This is a genomic window from Pseudorhodoferax aquiterrae (genome assembly GCF_014652235.1).
GTDB lineage: Bacteria > Pseudomonadota > Gammaproteobacteria > Burkholderiales > Burkholderiaceae_C > Pseudorhodoferax > Pseudorhodoferax aquiterrae.
In genome coordinates, this window is sequence record NZ_BMYK01000017.1 from 55662 (window position 1) to 79987 (window position 24326).

Genomic DNA, 24326 nt, shown 5'->3' on the forward strand with positions numbered 1-24326 from the left:
TCGGCCTGGGATTCGGGCCATCGCTTCGCTCGGCCCCTGATGCGATGGGAGATGCGCCTCATGCCCGCTCCGCCAACACGCCCGCCAGCAAGGCCAGCGCATCCTGCGCCGTCTCACTCTCGCCCTCGGCCCGCAGCTCGGCGATCACCTCGCCCAGGTAGCCATCGGCCTGCAGGCCGGCGATGTCCGCATCGGTCGGCACCAGGCGCAGCGCGGCCAGGTCGGTCTGCAGGTGGCGCAGGCGCGCCTCGGCCTGGCCCAGGCCGGCCTGCAGCCGCTGGCGCGCCGTCAGGTCCAGCTGGCCGCGCAGGCGCAGGTCGACCACGTGCTGCGGTGTCAGTGCAGCGAGCTGGTCCAGCAGCAGGTCCAGATCGCTGTCGACCTGCAGGGCCGCGTCGATCTGCTGCCAGCGGAATTGGCCGACCGGAACGCTGCGCACCTGCGGCATGGCGCCGGGCGCGGCGATGTCCACCAGCAGCGCGTTGCCGGCGTCGTTGGCGCGGAAGCGGTCGGCCTCTGGCGTGCCGGCGTACCAGGTCCGTGCATCGACGCCCTTGGTGCCGTGCCAGTCGCCCAGCGCCAGGTAGTCGAGCCGGGCGCGCGCGGCACGGTCCGGCGCGATCGGGTTGGCCGAATCGATGCCCTCGGCCAGGATGCCCTGCACGCTGCCGTGCGCGATGCCGATGCGCAGCAGCCCGGCCGGCGTGTCGGCGCTGTCGAACCAGGCCGTGAGGTCGTGGTGGGTGTGGCGCTGCGTCAGCGGCGCGGGCAGGGCGGCAAAGCCCTGGGCCTCGAACAGGCGCACGCCGGCATCGAGCAACAGATGCGCGTTGGGCGGCACCGCGCCCAGGCGCTGGGCGCGGCTCCAGACGCTTTCGGCCAGCGCCGCGTCGTGGTTGCCGGGCAGCAGCAGCCAGGGGCCGGCGAAGCCGGCCAGCGCGTTGAACAGCCGGCGCACGGTGCGCTCGGAGACGGTCTGCGCATCGAACACGTCGCCGGCCACCAGCACGGCGTCCACGCGCTCGGTGCTGGCCAGCGCCGCCAGGCGCTCCACGGCCTGCAGCCTGGCCTCGGCCAGCATGGGGGCGTTGTCAGGGGACAGGGTGGCGAACTGGCGGCCGATCTGCCAGTCGGCCGTGTGCAGGAAGCGGGGCATGGGCGCGGATTGTGCCCGGCAGGCCTGGCCTGTCCGCCACGCGACATTTGTGCACTGAACGTTACAAATCTAGGGGAATACACGACTACGTGGCGAACAGGTCCGTGTGTCATGTTCTGTGCCGCGAACGCACGATCCACCAACGAGAGGAGACCATGGAGAACACCAAGATCCGCGCCACGGTTCGCACCGTGTGCGCCGCCGCACTGCTGCTGGCCGGCACGGCCGGCTGGGCCCAGCAGAAGGCCGAGGAGGAACCCGGCTGGGCCAAGGGCCGGCCCAAGACCGACACCGCCATGCGCATGGCGCCGGTGCCGGCCTTTCCGATCCCCACGGCGGCCGACCAGCTGCCCACGAGGAAGTTCAAGCTGCCGCCCGGTTTCAAGGTGGAGACCTTCGCCTCCGGCCTGCTCGACGCGCGCGGTCTGCGCCAGGGCGAGAAGGGCACGATCTTCGTGAGCACGCTGTTCGTGGGCAACAAGGTCTACGCGCTGCCTGCCGACGGCAAGGGCCCCGCCAAGACCATCATCGACAAAATGCCGTTCGCCACCGGCATCGAGGTCCACAAGGGCGCGCTGTACGTCGCCACCAACACCAAGATCCTGCGCTACGACAACGCCGAGGCCAACCTGGACAACCTGGGCGAGCCCAAGGTGCTCTACGACAAGCTGCCCGGTGGCGGCGACCACAGCTGGAAGTACCTGCGCATCCGCGACGAGAAGCTCTACTTCGCCATCGGCGCGCCCTGCAACATCTGCGACCCGGGCGAGTACGCCAAGATCTACCGCATGAACCTGGACGGCACCGGCATGGAGACCGTGGCTGCGGGCGTGCGCAACACTGTGGGCTTCGACTTCAACCCCAAGGGCGGCCAGCTCTGGTTCACCGACAACGGGCGCGACTGGCTCAGCGAGGAGATCCCCAACGACGAGCTCAACGTGGTCAGCAAGCCGGGCCAGCACTTCGGCTACCCGTTCTGCCACCAGGGCAACATCTCCGATCCCGAGTTCGGCTGGGGCAAGGACTGCCTGGGCAGCGAGTTCGCCAAGCCGGCCGCTCTGCTGGGCCCGCACGCGGGCTCGCTGGGCCTGAAGTTCTACACCGGCAAGATGTTCCCGGCCAAGTACCAGGGTGCCATGTTCATCGCGCGCCACGGCCCCTGGAATCGGACCGTGAAGTACGCCGACGTCTCGGTCGCCTGGCCCGACGGCAAGGGCGGCGCCAAGGTCGAGCCGTTCATGACGGGCTTCGTCGAGAACAACACCTACCTGGGCAGGCCGGTGGACTTCATGGTCATGAAGGACGGCTCGCTGCTGGTCTCCGACGACCACGCTGGCGCGATCTACCGCATCACCTACGCCGGTAAATGAAGCTGCGCCTGCGCGGGCTTTTCGCCGCCACTGTGCTGCTGCCCCTGGCGACGGCCGCGCAGCAGCCGCCCGCCGCCGGCAACGCCTACGCCCAGCGCTTCGCCAGCCTGTGCGCGGCCTGCCACGGCGCCAACGGGCGCAACGACGTGGCGCTGACGCCGGCCCTGGCCGGCCAGCACTCCTTCTACGCCATCACGCAGCTGTTCCTGTTCCGCGAAGGCCGGCGCAGCAACGAGGCGATGACGGCCGTGGCCAAGACGCTGACCGACGCCGACCTGCGCGGCTTTTCCGACTACATCGCCACCCTGCCGGCCGTTCCGGCGCCGCCACCGGCACAGCCGGCCGACGCGACGCGCATGGCCCGCGGCCAGGCGCTGGCGCAGGAGCACAAGTGCTTCGCCTGCCACGGCGCCGACCTGTCCGGAGGCCAGCAGGTGCCGCGCATCGCGCAGCAACGTGAGGACTACCTGCAGATGACGCTGCAGGAGTTCAAGTCCGGCAAGCGCCCCGGCTACACCATGGCCATGGGCGAGGCCGTGGGCCGCATTCCGGTCGAAGACCTGGACACGCTGGCCTACTTCGTGGCGCGCTTCGCGCCGCCTGCTGCGGCACGCAAATAGCGCGCGACCGCGGCCAGCACCTGATCCCGGCGGGTTTTTTCCCGCGTCCGCGGCCGCATCCGATACAGTTCTGAACAAATATCGGACGCCTTCTGTCGACTTACCGCACAAATATGTGCTAGCGCGGCACAATCCCGCTGCAGGCCGGGGGCTGCCGTCGCGGCACGCGCGTGGAGGCCTGGGCAACACCTTGGGACATGGCTGAGACTGTTTTTCGATTCGACCGGGCCGAGTTGCGGCTGGACACGCGCGAACTCTGCGTGGATGGCGCCCCTGTGGCCGTGGGCGCCCGCGCCTTCGACCTGCTGCAGGCGCTGGTGACCCACCGCGACCGGCTGCTGACCAAGCACGAACTCATGGAGATGGTCTGGCCCAAGCTGGTCGTCGAGGAGAACAACCTGCAGGTGCAGGTCAGCACGCTGCGCAAGCTGCTGGGCAGCAAGGCGATCGCCACCGTGCCGGGGCGTGGCTACCGCTTCGCAGCGCCCCTGATCGACCAAGCTCCGGTGCCGGCGGCGCCGCAGCGCGTGGCGGCGCCGCCCACCGCGCGCGGCCATGTCGGCAACCTGCGCCAGGGGCCGCCGCTGGTGGGCCGGGCCGCAGACCTCGCGGCTGTCGCCGCGCTCGTGCGCTCGCAGCGTCTGGTCAGTCTGCTGGGGGCCGGCGGCATCGGCAAGACCAGCCTGGCCCGCGCGGTCGGCTGGGAACTGGGCCATGCGTTCGCCGATGGCGTCTGGCTGGTGCCGCTGGCCGATGTGGCCGAAGCCGCGGCGCTGCCGCTGGCCGTGGCGCGCGTGCTGCAGATCAACCTGCCCGGGCCCGACCCGCTCGCCGCCCTGGCGGAGCGGCTGCCACCCCAGGCGTTGCTGGTGCTGGACAACTGCGAACATCTGGCCGGCGCCGTGGCCGAACTCGTGCAGCGCCTCCTGCAGACCAGCCCCGGACTGCACGTGCTGGCCACCAGCCAGGAGCCGCTGCGTCTGGCGCGCGAGCAGCAGGTGCGGTTGCAGGCACTGGCCGTGCCCGAGCCAGGTGCGCGTGAGGCGGCGCAGTCGCACGGTGCCGTGGCCCTGTTCCTGGCGCGCGCCCAGGCCGCGCAACCGGGGTTCATGCTCGAGGCCGGCAACGAGGGGGCCGTCGTGGAGATCTGCCGCGCGCTCGACGGCGTGCCGCTGGCGCTGGAATTCGCCGCCGCACGCGTGCCGCTCCTGGGCGTGGAAGGCGTGCGCCAGCACCTGGGCCAGCGCCTGCGCGTGCTGAGCCGCGGCGCGCGCGACGCGCCCGAACGCCACCGCACACTGCGCGCCACGCTGGACTGGAGCCATGCGCTCTTGCGCGAGGATGAGAAGAAGGTGTTCCGCCGCCTGGGCGTGTTCGTCGGCGGCTTCGGCCTGGAACTGGCCCAGCAACTGGCAGCGGACGACAGCACCGACGCCTGGGATGTGCTGGAACTGCTGGGCAACCTCGTCGACAAGTCCATGGTGGTGGTGGACACCGCCAGCGCCCAGCCGCGCTACCGCCTGCTGGAGACCGCGCGGGCCTACGCCTGGGACCAGCTCGCGCTGGCCGGCGAGCGGCCCGCGTTGCAGCTCGCCCATGCGCGCGCCATGCTGGCCATGTTCGACCGCCGCACGCGCATGGAGCGCCTGGGCCTGGAAACCGTGGACCAGTGGATGCAGGCCTGCCAGGGCGAGGCCGACAACCTGCGCGCTGCCATCGACTGGGCCGTTGCGGCCGGCGAGCGCGCGCTCGCGCTGGATCTGGCCAACACGGCTGCCGAGTTCATGTACGAGGCCGGCCGCTACCCCGAATGCGTGGCCTGGATGCGCCGCGTCGAGCCGCTGATCGATGCCGACACGCCCGAGCTTGTGCTCGCGCGCTTCCAGTTCGGCCTGGCCATGGTCGGCCTGCACGGCGGCGTGGAAGGGCGGGAGCGGCTGCGCCTGCTGGACGCGGCGCTGGCCATCCTGGAGCGCCACCCGCCCTCCATGGTGCTGGTCTACGCGCTGTGCATGCGCGGCTACGTGGCTGGCATCTGCGGCGACCTGGCGCTGGCGCGCAGCACGCTGGACCGCGTGCACGCCCTGACGCAGCCCGCCCCCTTCGCACCGCTGCGCGGCCTGCCGCTGTACATCGAGGGCATGGTGCGCCGTTTCGAGGGCCGCTCGCATGAGGCCCTGGCCGCCTTCACCGAGGCGCTGCCTTACGTGCGCCGCCACGGCGACGGCCGCACGCTGTTCTACCTGCAGAGCAACATGGCCGCCGTGCACCACGAGATGGGCCACCTGGACGAGGCCGTGGACCAGTACCGCCGCGCCATCGCGGCGCTCGAGGATTCACCGCGCACCGACGCGCAGATGATGTCTTTCGCGCTGGTCTGGTACGCCCATGCGCTGACGGCGCAGGGCGCGCTGGACGAGGCGCTGGAGCAGGTGCGGCGCAGCCTGCCGTACTGCCGGCGTTCGGTCGGCCTGCGGCACTTCGCCGGCATGCTGGCGCTGCTGGCAGCGCGGCGCGGCAAGCTGCGCGAGGCGGCCTTGCTGCTCGGTTGCGACGATGCGGCGCGGCAACGGCGGGGCGAGGTGCGTACGCCGTTCGATCTGCGCACCATGAAGGCCGTGCTGGCCCTCGTGGGAGCACAGCACGGCGAGGAGCGCGTGGTGGTGTGGCGCGTGCAGGGCGGCGCGCTGGAGGAGGGCGAGGCGGCGGAGCTGGCGCTGGGGTAGCGGTCGCGGTTCGTCTTCAGCCGCAACGGTCCGCCACGGGGTGGCGGTCAGCCAGGCTTGCACAGGCCCAGGATCTGCTCCTGCTGCGGGCATTCCTTCGCCGGTTTCGATGGCACGGGCAGCGCTGCCTTCGCGGGGCCGGCCATGCAGGCACGGATCTCCTGTGCGGACGGAGGGTAGTAGAACCAGCCGCGGCCGAGGTTAGGAAGCGCCATCTGGACCTCGCGCCACTTCGGATGTCCTTTTTCCTGCAGCGTCGCGAAGTTCTGGCACAGCGACCGCGTCAGGTTGCGCAGGTGGCCTTCGGTTTCCTTGAGCCGAAAGTCGTAGGTGACCAGAAACGCCTTGACCGCCAAGCCCGCAATGTCCGTTGCCAGCAGATTGGGGTAATTCCTGGCCAGCACGTCGGATGGGAAATAGGTCTTGAGAACCGCTGCGCTGCTCGGATGGTCGCGGTCGAACTTGAGCAGCTTGATGAGTTTGCGCGATTCGGGCTTCATGTCGACGAGCAGCTTGGCGGGCTGCCCGGCAACGACGGCCACCACATCGACGGTCTTGTCGGTCACCAGCTTGATCAGCGCCTGCTCGTTGGAGGCGAAACTCGCGTTGGCTTGCGGCATCGGCTCGCCGAACATCAGGCGGTAGAGCGTGGCCGAAGTCAACGCCGTTCCACTGCCGGATTCGCCCGCGCTGATTCTGGCGTTCTTGATGTCGTGGATGTAGTTCAGTTCCGAGTCGGCCCGGACGATGAAATAGATCTCTTCGTTGTACAGCGGCATGACCACCCGCAAGGGGCGAATCATGTCGCGGGCTTCCGCGTTTCCGCCCGCGGCGATGTCGAGAAAGGCCTGGTACACGTCCGACTGCACCAGGGCCAGTTTGACGCCGGCGTCGTAACGCAAGCGGCGCACATTTTCGGCGGAACCGGCCGAAGGCAGGACCTCGAGTTTGACGTCCGCTGCGGGCGCGGCGAACTGGGCGAGATCCTGCCCGATCTTGATGTAGGTTCCCCGCGAGGACGCCGTCACGATCTTGTATTCCGCCGCGGCGAACGCGGACATGTGAAGGAGCATTCCCGCGGCGACCAGCACGCGCAGCACGAGGTTTGTCATTTATCGCTTCTCCTGTGGCATATCGAGATTGCACAGCCCCAGCGCTGCGACGGCCGGTGGACATGGCTTGCCCGTCGATGACTCTGGAAGGGGGACTGCATCGGTACCGGTGGCCGGAAGGCTCGAGCTCGTGGCCGCTTCTGTAGCGGGTGCCGCAGCCGATCGCTGCCGTACGGCGTCGTTCTCCATGGCAAGGGGCGACTGAACCGCTTCGTTCGGCATGGCAGTGGCATCCCGCGCGGGTGGGCGTTCGGAGCCCACGGATTCCTGGCCACGGCGCGCGTTCGACGAATCGCCGGCCGCCTCTTCCCGGCCTTGCGACCCATCGGCGCGGGACCGAGCACCTTGGTACACATAGGCGGAAATCGCCCCGACCACCAGCAGCAGCGCGAGCACTAGGACCGCCATGCGCGTGCCCCGCTGCGAGCGGGCGCCAGGGAGCGAAAGTTCCGGCGGCGCGGCTGCGTCGGCCGATGGGCGGTCCACGTGCCCATCCGTCGGATGCTTGCTCTGGAACAGGGCGGCGGATGGCGGCGCTTCCAATCTCTGCGGCGTGCCGTCGCCGCCCGCCAAATCAAAATTGGACGGCCGAAACTGGAAATCGCGTTCCGGGGGCACTGTCAGAGAAAATGCGCCGCCGCATTTGTGGCATTTCGTCGCGGTTCGCAGATCCACCCCGCCACATCGGTAACAAGGCTGAAGATTTAACTGACCGTCACAACTGTTGCAATAATCTACATCCGCCGGATTGAGATGCTGACAGAAGAGGCACTTGAGCGTGGACATCTGCGGCTTATCGGGTAACGCGGCATGGGCGGTGATCAAAATTGCGGCATTGTTCAATAAAACGGTGCCATTATGTGGGTGCTGATCAGAGCTCTGGGTGGTCGTATTCCCGACGGTAGCTACCTTCCCACAAGCTGTTTCACCCTATCTGAGCGGTCGTCACCGGCTCTCGAAGCGGACCTGCACCAGGAGCTTGTTTTCCATTCCGGGTGGTGGACCGCGATACGCGACTTTGCTCGTTTCGAGAATGTCGCCAATTGGCCGCCGTGGGAATGAATCCCCCGGGACGATTCTCGTAAAGCACGGGCGTCACCTTCGTGTGGAGACGGGATTGAAGCTCCGGATGGAACCGGATCGGGCCGTGCGCCACCTGGTGCGGCAAGGCGCCGGTTCGCCGGGCTTGCCAGAGATTCCGTCAGTTGAACCGATCCAACTCCCCCACCACCCACGGATACACGTCCTTCGCCGCGCCGCGCCCCACGAACAAGTCCATGTGCGCATAGCCCTCGAACACCTGGCGCCGGTACAGCGCCGGGTCGTTGTGGCGCTGCAGCCAGGCCTGCGTGCGCAACGAGGTCTCGGGGAAGAACAGCTGGTTGTCCGCGCCCGCCATGAAGCTGATCGGCAGCGCGAGCCGCGGCGCGTTGGCCGGCGTCACGTAGCAGTCGTTGCCAGCGGCGTCCACGGCCTTGCCGCGCTGCATGATCAGGCTCAGCTGCTCGAAGGGGTGCAGCGACACCGTGCCGAACATGCCGGCCAGCGCGGTGTGCGTGGCGTGGTTGAGCTGGCTGTGCGTCCACGACGGGCCGAACACCGCGAAGACACGGCGGCACAGCGGGTTCTTGCAGGCCTCGCCCTCGGGCACGGGCAGCTTGTAGGCCAGCGTGTCGATCGTGCGGTCCAGGTCCGTCGTGCCGGGCACGCTGTCGAAGCGGCCCTGCAGCGGCGCGTAGCCCTCGAGCAGCCGGGCCAGGCCGATGTCGGCCTTGGCCGCGTTGAGCCAGTTGGTGACGGGGTGCAGCGTGAGCTGCGAGGCGATCAGCGAACGCACGCCTTCCATGCCGTCGAGCAGCGCCATCAAGAGACTCATCGCCCCCACGCAGTGGGCCATGGCCTGCACCGAGGGCGCACCCGTTGCTTCGCGGATGGTGCGGATGGCGGCGGGCCAGTCCTCGCGCACGATGTCGTCGACCGTGAACGGCGCGACGGGGCTGCCCGAATCGCTGCTGGCGCGGTAGTCGAACAGCCAGCAGTCGTAGCCGCGCGCGCACAGGGCCTCCACGAGGCTCTGGTCCACGGTGTCGGTGGCGAACGAGCTTGCGCGTACCGAGAAGCCGGGCGCCAGTACCACCGGGCCGCGCGTGCCGCCGCGGTAGCGCGTGAGCCGGACCTGAAAGCCCCGCGCCGCGTCGCCCACCGGCACCTGCACCACCTCGGGCTGCGGCGCGCGCAGCTTGCGGCGCGGCAGCAGCGGCGCGTCCTGCGCCGGGAAGTTGTTGAGGTCGGCCAGCAGCCCCCCGTAGGCGCGCATCAGCGTGGTGCCGAAGAAGCCCGCGAACTTGGCGAGGTAGGCCTGTGCGATCGCCTCGCGCGCGCGCGGCACGGCGTTCTCGATCTGGCCGATCCAGTTGGCCGGCGGTTCCAGGCGGATCGAGGCGGCCTGCCAGGCCAGGTCTTCCAGGCCCAGCGTGAGCAGGCCCTGGGCCACCAGCGGCATGGTGGCTTCGTCGAGGTCGTAGACCTTGACCATCAGCGTGGTGGTGTCGGTCCAGGGCGAGGACCCGGGCCGCTGGCGCAGCACCTTGTGGCCCTTGAAGCGCAAGCGGCTGCCGTTCTCGCGCTGCAGCACCATCTCGTAGCCCATGGTCCAGGTCTCCACCTGTTGCGGGTCGACCGGGAACAGGTGGAACACGCCGCTCTGCACGGCCATGGGCGCGGGGCTCAGGGCCGGGCAGGTCACCGTGCCGCGGATCTGCGCCGGGTGCGTGGGGTCGTCGAGCAGGCGCGCCAGGTCGTCGGTGTGGATGGTCAGCTGAAAGGCCATGGACTGGCCCGCCGCGCGGCCCCAGGCGGCGGCCACGGCGTAGTCGCTCGCCAGGCGCTGCTCGGTGTTGCTGCGCGGGGTCACGGCCTGCGTGCTGATCCAGCCCGACATGGTTTCGGTGAATTCGAAGCTCGGCGACAGGCGCGAGGGGTCGTGGGCGATCATTTCGGCCACGGCCTTCTTGGCGGCATCGAGCAGGCCGTCCTCGACCACATCGAGCGCGCGCTGCCACCAGTGGCGGTGCTTGCCGGGCGGCGGGGCCGGGGCGGGCAGGGGCTGGCGCGGATGCAGCGTGGTGTCGACGCGCCAGCCGCGCGCCTCGCACAGGTGCTGCAGCGCGCGCTCGGCCAGCGCGGAGATGGTCAGCAGCGGGTTCACGCCCACGGCGCCGGGCAGGATGGCGCCGTCGCAGACGAACAGGCCCTCGTGCACGGCCGTGCCGGTGGCACCCGCGAACACGCGGCCCAGGTGGTCGACCACGCCCTGCGCGGCGTCGTCGCCCATGCCGCAGCCGCCCAGCGGGTGCACGGTGATGAGCTTCTTGCCGAGTGCCTGGCTCCACAGCGGGTTGGCGACGAACTGGCCCGAGATCGCCTGGCTGGCCAGGTTGAGCCAGTCGTTGTCGCGCACGATGGCGGGGCTGCTGCCCGCACCGGGCCAGTGGATGCGCAGGCGGTCGTTCTGCAGGCGCAGTTCGCCGGCCGACTCGTCCACGCTCATGACCAGGTAGGTCTGCGTGCGCGCCACGGCGCCGGCATAGGCCGTGGCCGCCAGTTCGCCCGGGTGCTGCACGGCGTCGGCCATGGCCTGGGCGTCGAGCAGGCGGGCCTTGGCCTGGCCCGCGCCGTAGCTGAACTCACCGCCGTTCAGCGCGGTGTTGAAGAACAGCGCCGGCGTCAGCAGCGTGGCCAGCGCACCGGGGATCACACCTTCTTCGATCACCAGGCCGTCGGCCAGCGCCGGCGTGGCGCGCATGTCGATCAGGCCGGTGATGCAGGGGCCGGGCAGCTGGTCCTTGGGCACGGGGTTGGTGCCTGCCCCCACGCCGTTGATGTTGCGGCGCTGGTCCTTGCCGTCTGGGCTGGCAGGCTTCGGATCCCAGTCGGCATCGAATCCCAGGGCCAGCACGTCGCCGTTGCCCGAGAAGCGCTGGCCCAGGCGGTCGGACAGGGCCAGGCCTTGTTCGCGCGAGCGCAGCAGGATCTCGGTGGAGCCCAGCGCGCCGGCGCCCAGCAGCACCAGGTCGGCGTAGACGCTGTCGGGCGCCTTGGTGACCGGCCCGGCGCCGCGCAGCGCGACGGCCTCGAAGAACACGCGCCAGCCCTGGCCTTCGCGCGCCACATGGCGCACACGCGCACCCGTGAAGATCTGCGCGCCGTGCGCATGCGCATCGGGCAGGTAGTTCATGCGCGTGGTGTTCTTGGCCCCCACGTTGCAGCCGCTGGTGCAGTCGCCGCACAGCGTGCAGGCCGGCTGCGGCACGCCGAAGGGATTGGTCTGGTTCTCGAAATTGACCGTGATGGGCGGACGCGAGAACGGCTTGCCCAGCACCTGGGCCGACTTGCGCAGGGCTTCCAGCTTGTTGAGCTTCGGAAAGTGCTCGGGGTAGGGCGTGGGCGCGAGCACCTGGCGGGCGCGTTCCACATAGGGTGCGAGCAGGGTCGGGTCGTCGCGGAAGGGCTGGGGCCAGGCCTCGGTGGCGAAGTGGCGCGGATCGACTTCCAGCGCCACGTTGGCGTTGATCAGCGAGGTGCCGCCCAGGCCGCAGCCGACCATGGCCAGCATGTCGTCGTTCAGGTGCAGGTTGTACAGGCCGTCGGCCGCGCCGAGCCGGCCGCGCGCGGTGTCGATCTGCATGTCGGCGCGCGCGCTGGCCAGGCCGTCGGGGAACTGGCCGGGCAGGATCTCGCGGCCGCGTTCGAGCACGCAGACCGACTGGCCGGCGCGCGCCAGCCGCGCCGCGGCCACGCCGGCGCCGTAGCCCGAGCCGACCACGACGGCGGTGTAGCGCGCGCCGATGGTGTGCAGGGGGCGGGCGATGGGTTGCAGGTTCAAAGGGGCTCCTCGGGGTCTTGTGGTGTGGGTCGATGCGACAAGTTCAAAACGGACGTGGCCGAGCGCAGCAATGGCCCGTGTGGGACCCCGCTCCTGGGGCCCCTGTGCACTGCCGGGGGCACATCCCGGCCTCCGGTGCCAGCAGGAAACACGACGTCTGATCGGAGTGAGGAGGTGGGGGCTTCACCCCCACACCCCGACTTACTTTCTCTTGCTTCGCCAAGAGAAAGTAAGCAAAGAGAAGGCGACCCCGGTGCCCCTGTCCCTGCGCTGGCGCTCCGGGCACCCTGCGGTGCTCGCGCCATGGGCTGCATTGCGCAACTCATGCTGTTCACTTCGTTCACTGCATTCGAACAAGCGCAATGAGTCAGATGACAAAGCGCGTGGTTCCCCGCGCAGCCCATGGCGCTGCGCTCCTCGGCAGGGGCACAGGGGAAAGAGCCATTCGGGCCATCGCTGCGCTCGGCCTGGGGCCGTCTCGTCGAGGGTCACGCCGCCTCGGCGTCGAAGAAGTCGTCCAGCAGCTGGCGCGCGCGCTGCTCCAGCGCTTCCTGGGCGCAGCCCGAGAACTGCTGCCAGGCGCCCGCGGTCTGGGCCAGCGCGTCCGAGAGCGCAGCCAGCATGGGGTTGGCCGCGTCGCTGAAATCGCCGCTACCTGCGGCGCGCACGGGCGCCATGCGGCCGTTGACCGGGTCGTTGAACAGGCGCAGCGCAGCCATGTTCAGGTCGGCATCGAGCAGCACCATCGAGGCGCCCTGCGTGGGGGTCAGCGTGGGCTGGTCCATGACCCAGCCGCCGGTGTTGAAGACGGCCACGGGGCGCTCGAAGCCGGCGACGGGCAGGCTGTCCTCGAAGGGCTTGTGGGTGTGGCCGAACACGAAGCCGAGGTCCAGCTTTTCGGGGTGCAGGATGCCGCTGCGGCGCAGTTGGCGCCGGGTCGGCCCGCCGATGTACCAGGCGAGGTCGGCCGTGTCGGCGGCCGTCATGGTCTGGGCGTAGCTGGCGCGCTGGGACTGGGCCACCTGGCCCAGCGTGGCGTCCACCGCGCCCAGCACCAGCTGGTCCAGCGTGATGCCCTGCACCAGCGCGGCGCGGCCGCTGGTCTCGAAGGTCTTGCCGATCCAGGCCACGAGCTTGGTCGCGAGCTTGCGCGAGAAGCTGTGCGAGGCACCGCCGTCGCGCATGATGTCGTACAGCCGCATGGCGGTGTGGCCGGTGCTGCCGGCGCTGCCCAGGTCGGACCACAGGAAGTCGACCCAGGCGCCGTTCTCGGCCTCCAGCTGCGCCACCGTCAGCGAATCGGCCGGGCGCGGCGTGCGCGCCAGGCCGGGCAGCTGGGCGTTGAGCGTGGACACCATGCGGTACATGGGGTCCACGTAGTGGCCGTGGTGCAGCACGCGGCAGCGCGTGGTGGTGGCGTCGACGAGCGCGAGGTTGGGGTAGGCGATGTCGCAGCGCATGCCGTCCAGGCCCGGCACGCTGCGCAGCAGCCGCGTGAGCAGCGGCGAGGGTGGCAGCGGGGCGTCGGGCTGGTCGGTGAGCGCGGTGTGCTGCAGCAGGTCGCGCGGGATGCGGCCGGCGTCCAGCGCGGCCTGGAACTGCTGGTCCTGGGCGGCGCGCCACAGGTGGTGGTCGTGGTTGCCGGGAACGCACAGCACGCGCGGGGCGAACAGCGGCTCGCCGTCGGCGTCCACCAGCGCCGCGCGTGCGAACTGGGCGAAGGACTGGGCCACGGCGCCCATGGGCGACAGGCCCATGTCCAGCACGTCGCCGAGCAGGATCAGCGTGGGGCGCTCGGCACCGGGCGGCACCAGGCGCTGCAGCAGCTGGCGCAGCGCGGCGCCGAAGGCGGACAGCGTGTCGCTGCAGCGCGTGGGGTCGGGCTGGCCGGCGGCGTCGGTGCCGACGAGGCAGCTGTAGGCCGCACCCAGGTGGAGGTCGGAGAGGCAGAGGTAGCGCAGTGCGGGCATGGCTGTCGTTCTAGGCGGGCTGCGGGGCATAGCGCGGCGCCGGGCGCGGCGCGCGTGCGGCGTCGGCGGCAGGCAGGTGGGCGCTGATGTGGTGGCGCGGCGGCAGCACGTCCAGGTGGCGGGCGAAGAAGCTGGCCACGCGGATCTCGTAGGCCAGCGGCAGTGCGCGGTAGGAGCCGCTGTGGCCCTCGCTGTCGGTGCGCCAGCATTCTCCGCCACAGGCCGTGGCCAGCGCGTGGGCGTCGGTGGCGGGCACGAAGCGGTCGCCCTGGCTGTGGATCACGAGCACGGGCCGGCCGCGCAGCCGCGGCATGCACGACAGCGGCTGCACGCGGCGCACGTCCACGCCCAGCAGCAGCCGGGCCGCCGCCAGCGTGCCGGGCAGGAACCAGCCCGGCGCCCGCGACAGGCGCGAGAACTGCCGGCCCAGCATCTGCTCGAAGCTGGCGAAGGCACTGTCCAGCACTAGCGCGCCGATGGCCGGTTCGTCGACGGCGGCCAGGGCCGCGGTGCCGGCGCCCAGCGAGACGCCCAGCACGCCGATGCGGCCCGGCGCATAGCCGCGCGCCAGCAGGAAGTCCACCGCACCCAGCACGTCGTGGCGTTCGTGCCAGCCGTAGCTCAGGCGCGCCGGGCTGCTGCCGCCATGGCCGCGCAGATCGATCAGCAGCACCGACATGCCGACATCGCGCAACCGCTCGGCCAGGGCCAGCGAGGGCGCCTTGCCCTGCTCGCCGCGGCAGGCGTCCTTGCCATGCACGAGGATCACGGCGCCCTGGCGCGGCGTGGCCGGCAGGTACCAGGCGTCGATGCGGGCGCGGCCGTCGCGCGCGGCGAACTGCACGGCATGCTCGCGCAGCTGCGGATGGCTCTGCTGCGGCGAGCGGCGGTCCGGGCGCACGCGCGTGAAACGGTGGGCGATGCAGGTGCAGGCCAGTGCATAGGCCAGGGCCAGCAGGGCGAACAACGCGAGGCTGGCCAGCGGAGGGGCGAAATCGGAGAGGTTCATGGCGCGGTGCTCCGGTGAAGACGGGCAGGCCGCTACTGTCGGGAAAACCCGCGCGGAAGTCCTGAAACGCGCCTGAAAACTGCCTGAAACTTCGGTGTCAGCGGGTTGCGCGCAGCGTCGACGGCGTGCCCGGCGCCTCGAAACGGTGCCAGGCCCGGCGCAGCTGGGTGTCCGAGGCGAAGCCGGCCAGCTCGGCCGCGCGCTGCACGTCCTGGCCGTTCTGCAGCGCACGCTGCGCCACGGCCAGCCGGATGCGGCGCAGGTAGTCCAGCGGCGCCACCTGGGCGTGCTGCATGAACAGCCGCGTCAGGTGGCGCGGCGAGACATGGGCCACGGCGGCCATGCGCGGCACGCTCCAGGCGGCCTGCGGTTCGCCGCTCACGGCGTCCTGCACGCGGTGCAGCGCCGGGTGCAGGTGGCTGCGGTGCGCCAGCAGCGGCGAGAGCTCGGGGTCGTGCGGGCCGCGCCGCAGCGCCACCACCATGGCCTGGGCCACCTGGGCGGCGATGGCCTCGCCGCAAGCCTCGGCGATGCGGTGCAGCACGAGGTCGATGCCGGTGGTCACGCCGGCACTGCTCCAGACCGGCGCGTCCTCGACGAAGACGCGGTTGTCCACCACCTCGCAGGCCGGCTCCACGGTGCGCAACTCGTCCAGGTGGTGGTGGTGCGTCGTCACGCGGCGCCCCGGCAGCAGGCCGGCGTGCGCGGCCAGCAGCGTGCCGGCGCAGACCGTCAGCAGCTCGAGCCGGCCGCTGGCCAGGCGCAGGCCGCGCAGCCAGTGCAGCAGCGCGCGGGCGGGCGCGGCGTCGACGGCGATGCGTTGCCCGGGCAGGCCGACCAGCACCAGCCAGGTGCACGCCGCCGGGTCGTCCGGGAGTGCCTGTGCCAGCGGCAGCAGGCCGGCGATCTGCGCACCGACCGAGGAGGCGGTCTCGGCCTGCGGGCCGGCAAAGCGCAGCTGGAAGCGCTCGGCCCGGCCTTGTGCACGCAGGCACTGGTTGGCGATGCGCAGCGCCTCGGCCGGGCCGGCCCAGTCCAGGATCAGGCTGCCGGGCAGCAGCGCGAACACCACGTGGACGGGTGCCTCGGTCACGGCGTCTGCTGCCAGGCGTAGTCCAGCTGCCGTGCCGTGCGCTCGGCCAGGGCGGGGCCGGCCAGGCGCGCGACCAGGTGCAGGCTCAGATCCAGGCCGGCGCTGATGCCGGCGCTGGTCCAGAGCCGGCCGGCCCTGTCGTGCGCGACCCAGCGCGGGCCGCCCTGCACCTGCAGGGCCGGGAAGGCGCGGCGCAGGTCGTCCAGGTCTTCCCAGTGCGTGGTGACCGGGCCGTCGCCCTGCAGCAGGCCGGCCCGGGCGAGCAGGAAGGCGCCCGTGCAGACCGAGGCCACGGTGCCGGCCCGGGCGGCGGCCTGCGCGATCCAGGCCACGGTGGCGGGGCAGGCCAGCGCGCCGTCGACCACGCCGCCGGGCACGACCAACAGGTTGCTGGCCGGAGCGCTGGCGAAGTCGGCGTCGGGCAGCACGCGCAGGCCGGCGCGGGCGCGCACGGGGGCCAGGTCGCGCGCGATGCAGCGCACCGCGAACGCGTCCGGCTGGCCCGGATGCAGCCGCGCGTGCATGCGCGCGGCCGTGGTGAACACCTCGTAGGGGCCGGCGAAGTCCAGCGCCTCGACCTCGTCGAAGACCAGGATGCCGACGTTCAGCATGCGGCGCCCTCCAGCCGGGCAATGGCCTGGTCGACGCCGACGACCTGGGCGAAGCGGTCCTGCAACACCGTGGCGGTGCGCGTTCGGATGTCGGCCGCGGACAGCACCGAGCCGTCGGCGTTGCGCATGTCCCAGGTCAGCGTGGCCTCGGCGCAGAAGTCGACGGCCCAGCCCAGGTCGGACGCATGGCGGGCCGTGGTCTCGCAGCACTGTTCGGTGCGGATGCCGCTGATCAGCAGCCGGCCGATGCCCTGCTGCGTGAGCCAGACCTCCAGGCCCGTGCTGACCAGCGCGCTGTGGCGGCTCTTGTGGAAGCTGGCGGCCGGCGTGAACTCGGCCAGGCCCGCGATGGGACGCACATGGCCCGAAGCCAGCGCGAACGGGTTGTCGGCCGTCTGCGGGCTAGCCACGTGCAGCACGCGCACGATGGGCACGCCGCGCTGCTGGCAGGCCGCGATCAGTGCGTTCTGCGCGGCGAGCCAGGCCGCCAGCGTGGCCGGGTCGTAGAACGGGCGGTGGCGGAACGACTCCTGGGCGTCGATCAGAATCAGACAGGTCTTCATGGCGTGCTCTGTGGCAATGGAATGGCGCAATTCTTCCCTGTACGAAGGGGTTGCGCCATGTCGCTGCGGACCAGTTTCGATCAGATCAGGACATCGTCACCGCGGTCGCCGAGATCGGCCAGCGTGCCCACGCGGACCGGCACGAGCGGTGCGCGCGGCTGCGGCGGCGCCCAGCCGAACAGCAGCTGCGCGGCGGCGCCGCAGACGCGGCCCTGGCAGGCGCCCATGCCGCAGCGCGTCTGCAGCTTGGCCTCGGTCCAGTCCGTGCAGCCGGCCAGCGCGGCCAGCGGGACGTCCTCGCAGCGGCACAGCAGCGTCTCGGGTGTGGCCAGCTGGCGCAGCGGCGCGCCGAGCGCAAAGGCCTGGTGCAGCCGCTCGGCGAAGCGGTCCCAGTGCGCGAGCACGTGGCGCAGTGTCTGCGCCTGCCGGTTCTGGCCGACCGCGGCATGGCCGGCAATGGCGCCCTGCACATGCGCGCGTTCGCTGCCGCCCACGCCCGTGCACTCGCCGGCCGCGTGGATGCGCGGCCGGCTCGTGGCCTGCCAGTCGTCCACGGACAGCGCGGGCAGGCCGTGGCGCTCCACCGTGGCGCAGCCGAGCAGGCGGCCGAGCTCGGTGTTGGGCACCAGGCCGAAGCCGCAGGCCAGGCGGTCGCAGGCGATCTCCTCGCTCTGGCCGCCGGGACCTTGCAGGCGCACGGCGCGCAGCTGGCCTTCGCCCAGCGCGGCCACGGCATGCCAGCCTGCGCGGTAGCCCGCACTGCGCAGCCCCAACGCCTGCCAGGCCTTGCCGGGCCAGCGCGGCAGGCCCAGCGCGAAGCGGGCCAGCGCCGGCCACGCGGCCTGCTCGGCCACGCGCAGCACCTGGGCGCCGGCCTGGCGCGCCGTGGTCGCCGCGGCCAGCAGCAGCGGCCCGCTGCCGGCGACGACGATGCGCTCGCCGGCCACGGGCATGCCGGCCTTGACCAGCGCCTGCAGGCCGCCCGCGCCGGTCACGCCGGGCAAGGTCCAGCCCGGGAAGGGCAGCAGCAACTCGCGCGCGCCCGTGGCCAGCACCAGGCGCCCCCAGCGCAGCCGCCAGGCCTGCTCGGCGTCTTCGAGCAGCAGTTCGTCGTCGGCCGGCGCGGCCACCACGCGCACGCCGCAGTACATCTGCAACTGCGCGTGGGCCTGCACGCGTGCGCGCAACCGGCGCGCTACGGCCGGCAGGCGCACGCCGGGGCCGTCGCGCCAGATCTGGCCGCCCGGCGCGGGGTTGTCGTCCAGCAGCACGGTGCGGGCGCCGCTGGCGGCCGCCACATCGGCCGCGGCGAGGCCGGCCGGGCCGGCGCCGACGATGGCCACGTCGCAGTGCTCCAGCCTCATGGCGCCGTGCCCGTGGCGATCCGCATGCCGGCGGCCACCGGGGTCTGGCAGGCCAGCCGGCGCCGGCCGTCGATGGCGACGCGGCATTCCTGGCACACGCCCATGCCGCAGAGCGGTGCGCGCAGCGTGCCGGCGACGCTGCGCCGCGTGGCGCCGCCGCCGGCATGGCGCAGTGCCGCGGCGACGGAGATGCCGGCCGGCACCTCGAACGGCTGGCCATCGACCCAGAGCGCGACGCGGGCCGTCATGCGCAGCCTCCGAGCAGGCGCGCGGGCGCGTAGGGCAGCGGGTCGAGCGGCGGGGCTGCGCCGGTGACGAGCGCGGCCAGCAGCGCCGCGCTGGCCGGTGCCGTGGTCACGCCCAGGCCCTCGTGGCCCAGGGCCAGCCACAGGCCCGGGTGGCGCGGGTGGGCGCCCAGCAGGGGCAGGCCGTCGGCGGTGGCGGCGCGCAGGCCGGTCCAGCTGCGGATGGCATTGAGGTCCGCCAGGCCCGGCAGGTAGGCGATGGTCCGGCGCAGCATGCGCGCGAGCATGGACGGCTCCACCGCAGGGTCGACGGTGTCGAACTGGCGCGAGGAACCGACCAGCAGCTGGCCCGTGGGCCGGGCCTGCACGTTGAAGGCCACCGACTCGCCCTCGGCATGGTGGGCGCTCTGGACGTAGCCGAGCTCCACGAGCTGGTGCTGCACCGTGCCGGGGTAGCGGTCGGTGATCAGCAGATGGCCCTTCTTGGGCCGCAGCGCGATGTCCGGGCACAGCGCGGCCGCGTGCAGGCCGCAGGCCAGCAAGCGGTGCGGTGCGCGGCGCCGGCTGCCATCGGCCAGCTGCACGGCGTCGCCCGCCAGCGCCACGGCACGCGCGCGTTCGCGGCGCAGGCGCGGGCCGGCTTCGCGCAGCAGCCAGGCGGCCGCGGCGGGTGCGTAGACCAGGCCGTCGCCGGGCACCTGCAGGGCGCCGAGCAGGCCGGGTCGCAGCGCGGGCTCGGCCGCGCGCAGGGCCGGGGCGTCGAGCCAGCGGCTCGCCACGCCCGCGACGGCCAGACGGGCCTGCTTGCGTTCGGCCTCGGCCGCTTCCTCGGCATCGGCGGCGATCCACAGCGTGCCGCAGGCGCGCGCCTCGCAGGCTGCGGGCAGCCGCGGCGCCCAGTCGCGCCACTGCGCGAGCGAAGCGCTGCTCAGCGCGAGTTCGGCCGGGTTGTCGTCCATGGCGACCAGGTGGCCCATGCCGGCCGCCGTGGCGCCGGGTCGGCCCTCGTCGAGCACCAGCACGTCCAGGCCCGCGGCGGCCAGCGCCCGGGCGCAGGCGGCGCCGACGATGCCGGCGCCGATCACGATGCAGTCGGCGTCCACGGGGTGTTCAGAGGCGGATACCCCAGCCGAAGGGGTCGTCGTCTTCGATGAGCAGCACGGCCTCGGCGCTCAGGTGGGCGCGGCCGCGGATGGTGGGGATGATCTGGCCGGCCGCGCCGGGCTCGTAGCTGGCTTCGAACTGGCTGCCGATCACGCTGGCCTGGCGCCAGATCTGGCCGGGCGCGAGCAGGCCGTCGGCCGCCAGGCAGGCCAGCTTGGCGCTGGTGCCGGTACCGCAGGGCGAGCGGTCGTAGGCGTTGCCGGGGCACAGCACGAAGTTGCGGCTGTCGGCCTCGGCATCGTCGGCGAACAGCTCGATGTGGTCGATCTCGGCACCGTCGGCACCCGTGATGCCCTGGGCCGCGAGCGCCTGGCGCAGCGCGGCCGAGTAGGCCGTGAGCGCGGCGAGGTGGCCGCCGTCCACCGGCTGGCCATGCTCGGCCACGAGGAAGAACCAGTTGCCGCCCCAGGCCACGTCGCCCCGCACGGTGCCGTGACCCGGCAGGTCCACGGCCACCTGCTTGTGCAGCCGGTAGGCCGGCACGTTGCGCACGCTGACGCTGCCGTCGTCGTGCAGCGTGGCCGTGACCGTGCCCACGGGCGTCTCGATGCGGTGCGCGCCAGGCCGGATGCGGCCCAGGTGCGCGAGCGTGGCCACCAGCCCGATGGTGCCGTGGCCGCACATGCCCAGATAGCCCGTGTTGTTGAAGAACACTACGCCGGCGGCGGCCGTGGGGTCCTGCGGCTCGCACAGCAGCGCGCCCACGACCACGTCGCTGCCGCGCGGCTCCAGCACCGTGGCGGCGCGCCAGCGGTCGTGCTCGGCCGCCAGCAGCGCGCGCCGCTCGGCCATGCTGCCGCGGCCCAGGTCCGGAAAGCCGGCCAGCACCACGCGCGTGGGCTCGCCGCCGGTGTGGGAGTCGATGACGTCGATGCGCTTCATGTCGATCCTTCCATGCTGCCCTAGTCCGGCACGCCGTTTCCACTGTCACAGCGCTTCCTTGCATGCCGCGGCGCCGAAGGCCGCGGAGCAGGCCATGCCAGCAACATCCGCGGGACTGGCTTGCCAGACCGCAGGATGTGCCCCCTCGAGGGGGAGCGGCGCGCGCAGCCCGCCGCCTGGGGGTGGGTCAATAACTGGCGAGCGGCGCCATCTTGCCGCCCTTGAAGGTCGAGACGGTGACCGGGGCCTTCTGCAGGTTGCCCTGGGCGTCGTAGGCATAGCTGGCCGCCACGCCCTGGTGGCTGTTCTTGTGCAGGTAGTCCGAGACCTTGAGCGGGTCGGTGCTGCCGGCCTTGGCCATGGCCTCGCCCAGGAACATGGTCTGGTCGTAGTAGGAGGCGGAGTAGGCGTCGGCGTCGGCGTTGAAGCGGGCCTTGAACTTCGTGCGGAAGGCCGCGGCCGGGCTGCCGTCCTTGACCATGGCGCCGGCCTGCGCGCAGTAGACGGTGTCGTTGACGGCATCGCCGCCGAGCTTGCCCATCTCGGGGCTGCACAGCGTGTCCCCGCCCAACAGCTTGGCCGGGATCGCCAGCCGCTTCATCTGCTGCACCATGGGTGCGGCCTGCGGCGCGTAGCCACCGTAGAAGATCACGTCGGGCTGCTTGCCCTTGAGGTTGGTCAAGATGGCGGAGAAATCGGTCGCCTTGTCAGTCGTGAACTCCTTGCCGACCACCGTCAGGCCCTGCTTCTCGGCCTCCTTGACGAACTCGTCGGCCAGGCCCTGGCCGAAGGCCGTGCGGTCGTCGATCACGCCGACCTTCTTGACCTTGAGCACCTGGGCCGCGTAGACGGCCATGGACGAGCCGATCTGGTTGTCGCTGGCGATGATGCGGAACAGGTTCTTGTAGCCGCCCTGCGTGACCTTGGGGTTGGTGCCCACGGTGGAGACCACCACATCACCGCTGTCGTAGACGCGCGAGGCCGGGATCGCCACGCCCGAGCAGTAGGGCCCGAGCACGAACTGCACCTTGCTGTCGACGAACTTCTGCGCCACGCTCACGCCCTGCTTGGGGTCGCACTGGTCGTCCTCGGAGACGAGTTCGAACTTGAGCGTCTTGCCGCCGGCCGTGAGCTTCTTCGCGTTGAGGTCCTCGATGGCCAGTCGCACGCCGTTCTCGTTGTCCTTGCCCGCATAGGCGTTGGGGCCGGACAGCGGGCCGCTGTGGCCGATCCTGACGACCTGTTCCTGGGCCAGGGCGTTGCCGGCCAGGGCCAGGCCGGCCAGCGTGAGGAGGGTGGTGGGGTGGAATGCGAACGGCATGCGTTGGTCTCCTTCGGTGTGCTGTGAGCGGCGCCCGGGCATGCCGCCCCGGCGCGGGCGCCATCGTACTGCGGTGTACGCAGCTCCGGGTTTGCCAGGAGGGGTATGCAGCGCCGGGTTCAGCGCCGCAGGTAGGCGCTGGGCGGCGCGCCGAAGGCGCGGCGGAAGGTGGCGCTGAAGGCGCTGGGGCTGTCGTATCCGTGGGCCAGCGCGACCGCGAGCACCGACTCGCCGGCCGCCAGCCGCGGCAGGCTCAGCAACAGCCTTGTGTGGCGACACCAGGCGCCGAAGTTCATGCCGGTCTCGGCCAGGAACAGCCGCGCCAGCGTGCGCGGGTGCATGTGCAGCTGCGCGGCCCAATCGACCAGCGTGGCCGCGAGCGACGGATCGCTGACCAATTTGCGGCACAGCCGCGCGAGCCGGGCGTGGCGTGGCATGGGCACGTGCAGCGCGAGCGGCGGCGCGGCCTCGATCTCGTCGAGGATGAGCTGCATGAGCCGTTCCTCGCGCCCGCCGGTCGGGTAGTCCAGCGGCAGCGCCGCGGCGCGCACGATGAGCTCACGCAGCAGCGGCACGACCGCGATCACCTGGCAATGCGGCCACAGGCCGCCACGTGTGCCAGGCTCGACGAACACCGTGCGCATGGCTACGGCGCTGGGCCCCATGCGGATCTGGTGCACCACACGCGGCGGCACCCAGACCGCGCAGCCCGGTGGCACGACCCAGCTGCCCGCGGCCGCGCGCACCAGCATCACCCCCTCGGTGGCATGCAGCAGCTGGCCGCGCCGGTGGCTGTGGGCCGCGATCTCGGCGTCCATGGCCATGTCCTGCGCATGCACGACGACAGGGCGCGCGGTCTGTTCGCCGTGGATGGGGCGCAGGTCGGTGTGCGGGTCGGAAAGCTGGCGGGCCATGCGCGGATTGTCCATTTCGCGACGATACATGCCAGTTCATCGCGGGAAGCGCACCACGGGGCTTCCTAGCATGCCTTCTCCGCAACCATTCCAAGGACATCATGCATTCCAAGCTTCGCCCCTGCGGCGCCGGAGCCGCCCCGTGAACCGCGCCCGGCTCGGCCTCCTGACCGGCACGCATGCCGTCAACGACCTCTACCAGGGCCTGGTGCCCGCGCTGCTGCCCTTCATGGTGGCCGAGCGCGGCTACAGCTACACGGCAGCCAGCGGCCTCGTGCTGGCGGCCACGGGGCTGTCCAGCGTGGTGCAGCCACTGTTCGGTCTGTACGCCGACCGCGCGCCGCGCCCCTGGCTGGTGCCGCTGGGCTTCGCCATCGCAGCGCTGGGCCTGGTACTGGCGGGCCTGGCCGGCAGCTATGCCGCCACCTGGTGCGCTGCCGCGCTGTGCGGGCTGGGCATCGCGGCCTACCACCCGCCCGCCACGGTGGCGGCACGCCAGGCCGGCGGCGGTTCGCAGAAGGCCATGAGCGTGTTCTCGGTCGGCGGCGCCTGCGGTTCGGCCTGCGCGCCGCTGCTGGCGGCCGGCGTGGTCGGTGGTGGCGCGCTGCACCGCAGCTGGCTGCTCGCGCTGCCGGCGCTGGCCATGCTGGCGCTGTGGTTCTTCGCGACGCGCCGCGATGCAGCGCCGGCCGCCGCCGCGCGCCGCGCGGCCGTGCAGCATGGCGCGGCCAACGACTGGCGCGCGTTCGCGTTGCTGACGACGGTGGTGGTGGGCTGGTCCATCCCCTACGTGACCGTGCTGTCCATGCTCTCGCTGCTGGCCACGCGCGAACTGGGTGCCGCACCCGTGGTCGGCGCCGGCCTGCTGACGGCCTTCACGGCGGCCGGTGCGGCCGGCACGCTGCTGGGCGGCTGGCTCGGCGACCGCCTGGGCCGCATGCGGCCGATCCGCATCGGCTACCTGCTCGCCGTGCCGGCCCTGGCCGGGCTCGTGCTCGCACCGTCCGCGGCCTGGGCCTGGCCTTGCGCGCTCGTGCTGGGCGTGGCCATGTTCCTGCCGTTCGCGCCGCAGGTAACGCTGGCGCAGGACTACCTGCCGCGCAACCCGGCCACGGCGAGCGGCATCACGCTGGGCCTGGCGCTCTCGGTGGGCGGCATGGTGGCGCCGCTGCTGGGCCTCTTGTCGGACGCGCAGGGCCTGCGCGCCAGCCTGGTGGCGGCCCTGTGCGTGCTGTGCGGGGGCACGGCGCTGGCGCTGCGGCTGCGCGACCGGCGCAGCGCGATGCCGGGCGCGGCCGGCAGCGTCGCACGGGCTTGAACC

General features: G+C 71.9%; 19 protein-coding genes. 4 read left to right on the forward strand and 15 right to left on the reverse strand.

The annotated features are described in order from the left end of the window. Nucleotides 1-58: 58 nt before the first annotated feature. Nucleotides 59-1156 carry a metallophosphoesterase family protein gene (locus tag IE209_RS22145; protein WP_189689078.1) on the reverse strand — a complete coding sequence of 366 codons (1098 nt, stop codon included), beginning with the start codon at nucleotides 1154-1156 and terminating at the stop codon, nucleotides 59-61. Nucleotides 1157-1311: 155 nt separating this feature from the next. Here IE209_RS22145 and IE209_RS22150 point away from each other — a divergent pair, with 155 nt between their 5' ends. The 3 genes from IE209_RS22150 to IE209_RS22160 all read left to right on the forward strand — a co-directional run bounded on the left by IE209_RS22150 (nucleotide 1312) and on the right by IE209_RS22160 (nucleotide 5872). Continuing rightward, complete coding sequence (locus tag IE209_RS22150) at nucleotides 1312-2526, forward strand: PQQ-dependent sugar dehydrogenase (protein WP_189689079.1); 1215 nt, start codon at nucleotides 1312-1314, stop codon at nucleotides 2524-2526. After that, nucleotides 2523-3146, forward strand: coding sequence for a c-type cytochrome (locus IE209_RS22155; RefSeq protein WP_189689080.1), 624 nt, complete (start codon nucleotides 2523-2525; stop codon nucleotides 3144-3146). The genes IE209_RS22150 and IE209_RS22155 overlap by 4 nt, the downstream gene beginning before the upstream one ends. Before the next feature lie 197 nt (nucleotides 3147-3343). After that, complete coding sequence (locus tag IE209_RS22160; RefSeq protein ID WP_189689081.1) at nucleotides 3344-5872, forward strand: ATP-binding protein; 2529 nt, start codon at nucleotides 3344-3346, stop codon at nucleotides 5870-5872. Nucleotides 5873-5919: 47 nt separating this feature from the next. Here the strand turns inward: IE209_RS22160 and IE209_RS22165 are convergent, their stop codons facing one another. From IE209_RS22165 to IE209_RS22230, 14 genes are all read right to left on the reverse strand, one after another. Then, a complete protein-coding gene (locus IE209_RS22165) occupies nucleotides 5920-6984 on the reverse strand; it encodes a TAXI family TRAP transporter solute-binding subunit (protein WP_189689082.1) in 1065 nt (354 codons plus the stop codon). Then, nucleotides 6985-7770, reverse strand: a complete 786-nt coding sequence (locus IE209_RS22170) for a hypothetical protein (RefSeq protein WP_189689083.1) — start codon at nucleotides 7768-7770, stop codon at nucleotides 6985-6987. A 415-nt stretch (nucleotides 7771-8185) separates the two neighbouring features. Beyond that, nucleotides 8186-11869: an alpha/beta fold hydrolase gene (locus tag IE209_RS22175; RefSeq protein ID WP_189689084.1), complete on the reverse strand. Its 3684-nt coding sequence runs from the start codon at nucleotides 11867-11869 to the stop codon at nucleotides 8186-8188. Nucleotides 11870-12357: 488 nt separating this feature from the next. After that, nucleotides 12358-13839 (reverse strand): metallophosphoesterase, encoded by a 1482-nt coding sequence (locus IE209_RS22180; RefSeq protein ID WP_189689085.1) that lies wholly within the window; start codon nucleotides 13837-13839, stop codon nucleotides 12358-12360. A 10-nt stretch (nucleotides 13840-13849) separates the two neighbouring features. Further along, entirely contained in the window at nucleotides 13850-14848 is a 999-nt protein-coding gene (locus IE209_RS22185; RefSeq protein ID WP_189689086.1) for an alpha/beta hydrolase, read from the reverse strand. Between the two features lie 97 nt (nucleotides 14849-14945). After that, entirely contained in the window at nucleotides 14946-15941 is a 996-nt protein-coding gene (locus tag IE209_RS22190; protein WP_229882997.1) for a GlxA family transcriptional regulator, read from the reverse strand. Then, nucleotides 15938-16552: a DJ-1/PfpI family protein gene (locus tag IE209_RS22195; protein ID WP_189689087.1), complete on the reverse strand. Its 615-nt coding sequence runs from the start codon at nucleotides 16550-16552 to the stop codon at nucleotides 15938-15940. Before IE209_RS22195 ends, IE209_RS22190 begins: the two co-directional genes overlap by 4 nt. Then, nucleotides 16546-17115, reverse strand: a complete 570-nt coding sequence (locus tag IE209_RS22200) for an isochorismatase family protein (RefSeq protein ID WP_189689088.1) — start codon at nucleotides 17113-17115, stop codon at nucleotides 16546-16548. The genes IE209_RS22195 and IE209_RS22200 overlap by 7 nt, the downstream gene beginning before the upstream one ends. Nucleotides 17116-17195: 80 nt before the next feature. Continuing rightward, nucleotides 17196-18479: an NAD(P)/FAD-dependent oxidoreductase gene (locus tag IE209_RS22205; protein ID WP_189689089.1), complete on the reverse strand. Its 1284-nt coding sequence runs from the start codon at nucleotides 18477-18479 to the stop codon at nucleotides 17196-17198. Beyond that, nucleotides 18476-18727 carry a (2Fe-2S)-binding protein gene (locus IE209_RS22210; protein ID WP_189689090.1) on the reverse strand — a complete coding sequence of 84 codons (252 nt, stop codon included), beginning with the start codon at nucleotides 18725-18727 and terminating at the stop codon, nucleotides 18476-18478. Before IE209_RS22210 ends, IE209_RS22205 begins: the two co-directional genes overlap by 4 nt. Beyond that, the gene (locus IE209_RS22215) at nucleotides 18724-19827 is read right to left on the reverse strand and encodes an NAD(P)/FAD-dependent oxidoreductase (RefSeq protein ID WP_189689091.1); all 1104 of its coding nucleotides are present in this window, start codon (nucleotides 19825-19827) and stop codon (nucleotides 18724-18726) included. The genes IE209_RS22210 and IE209_RS22215 overlap by 4 nt, the downstream gene beginning before the upstream one ends. Nucleotides 19828-19834: 7 nt before the next feature. Further along, on the reverse strand, nucleotides 19835-20770 hold the full coding sequence (locus IE209_RS22220; RefSeq protein WP_189689092.1) for a 4-hydroxyproline epimerase: 936 nt from the start codon (nucleotides 20768-20770) through the stop codon (nucleotides 19835-19837). A gap of 187 nt (nucleotides 20771-20957) precedes the next feature. After that, complete coding sequence (locus tag IE209_RS22225) at nucleotides 20958-22091, reverse strand: branched-chain amino acid ABC transporter substrate-binding protein (protein ID WP_189689093.1); 1134 nt, start codon at nucleotides 22089-22091, stop codon at nucleotides 20958-20960. Nucleotides 22092-22210: 119 nt separating this feature from the next. Next, entirely contained in the window at nucleotides 22211-23005 is a 795-nt protein-coding gene (locus tag IE209_RS22230; RefSeq protein ID WP_189689094.1) for an AraC family transcriptional regulator, read from the reverse strand. Between the two features lie 142 nt (nucleotides 23006-23147). On the opposite strand from IE209_RS22230, the gene IE209_RS22235 reads away from it, so the two are divergent. After that, the gene (locus tag IE209_RS22235; RefSeq protein ID WP_189689095.1) at nucleotides 23148-24323 is read left to right on the forward strand and encodes an MFS transporter; all 1176 of its coding nucleotides are present in this window, start codon (nucleotides 23148-23150) and stop codon (nucleotides 24321-24323) included. The last annotated feature ends 3 nt before the right edge of the window (nucleotides 24324-24326 follow it).

Bases quoted from the DNA above. Each gene is read 5' to 3' on its own strand.
- IE209_RS22155 (WP_189689080.1), top strand. From the start codon at position 2,523: ATGAAGCTGCGCCTGCGCGGGCTTTTCGCCGCCACTGTGCTGCTGCCC.
- IE209_RS22180 (WP_189689085.1), bottom strand. From the start codon at position 13,839: ATGCCCGCACTGCGCTACCTCTGCCTCTCCGACCTCCACCTGGGTGCG.
- IE209_RS22145 (WP_189689078.1), bottom strand. From the start codon at position 1,156: ATGCCCCGCTTCCTGCACACGGCCGACTGGCAGATCGGCCGCCAGTTC.
- IE209_RS22165 (WP_189689082.1), bottom strand. From the start codon at position 6,984: ATGACAAACCTCGTGCTGCGCGTGCTGGTCGCCGCGGGAATGCTCCTT.
- IE209_RS22150 (WP_189689079.1), top strand. From the start codon at position 1,312: ATGGAGAACACCAAGATCCGCGCCACGGTTCGCACCGTGTGCGCCGCC.
- IE209_RS22185 (WP_189689086.1), bottom strand. From the start codon at position 14,848: ATGAACCTCTCCGATTTCGCCCCTCCGCTGGCCAGCCTCGCGTTGTTC.
- IE209_RS22200 (WP_189689088.1), bottom strand. From the start codon at position 17,115: ATGAAGACCTGTCTGATTCTGATCGACGCCCAGGAGTCGTTCCGCCAC.
- IE209_RS22210 (WP_189689090.1), bottom strand. From the start codon at position 18,727: ATGACGGCCCGCGTCGCGCTCTGGGTCGATGGCCAGCCGTTCGAGGTG.
- IE209_RS22160 (WP_189689081.1), top strand. From the start codon at position 3,344: ATGGCTGAGACTGTTTTTCGATTCGACCGGGCCGAGTTGCGGCTGGAC.
- IE209_RS22195 (WP_189689087.1), bottom strand. From the start codon at position 16,552: ATGCTGAACGTCGGCATCCTGGTCTTCGACGAGGTCGAGGCGCTGGAC.
- IE209_RS22225 (WP_189689093.1), bottom strand. From the start codon at position 22,091: ATGCCGTTCGCATTCCACCCCACCACCCTCCTCACGCTGGCCGGCCTG.
- IE209_RS22220 (WP_189689092.1), bottom strand. From the start codon at position 20,770: ATGAAGCGCATCGACGTCATCGACTCCCACACCGGCGGCGAGCCCACG.
- IE209_RS22205 (WP_189689089.1), bottom strand. From the start codon at position 18,479: ATGAGGCTGGAGCACTGCGACGTGGCCATCGTCGGCGCCGGCCCGGCC.
- IE209_RS22170 (WP_189689083.1), bottom strand. From the start codon at position 7,770: ATGTCCACGCTCAAGTGCCTCTTCTGTCAGCATCTCAATCCGGCGGAT.
- IE209_RS22230 (WP_189689094.1), bottom strand. From the start codon at position 23,005: ATGGCCCGCCAGCTTTCCGACCCGCACACCGACCTGCGCCCCATCCAC.